General features: G+C 44.8%; 1 protein-coding gene. It reads left to right on the top strand.

The features are described 5' to 3' along the window. Positions 1–288 (top strand): hypothetical protein (locus A3763_RS30090; RefSeq protein ID WP_197482863.1); only part of this gene is annotated, 288 nt, incomplete at both ends.

Here is a 288-nt window from a genome sequence, read left to right as displayed (position 1 = left end):
GCTAAAGCAGAGAAAGCTAAAGCAGAGAAAGCTAAAGCAGAGAAAGCGAAAGCAGAGAAAGCTAAAGCAGAGAAAGCTAAAGCAGAGAAAGCCAAAGCAGAGAAGGCTAAAGCTGAGAAGGCTAAAGCTGAGAAGGCTAAAGCTGAGAAGGCTAAAGCTGAGAAGGCTAAAGCAGAAAAAGCCAAAGCAGAGAAGGCTAAAGCAGAGAAGGCTAAAGCAGAGAAAGCTAAAGCAGAGAAAGCTAAAGCAGAGAAAGCTAAAGCAGAGAAGGCCAAAGCAGAGAAGGCC

The organism is Oleiphilus sp. HI0128 (assembly GCF_001635365.1).
This window is presented reverse-complemented; position numbering and strand designations above follow the sequence as displayed.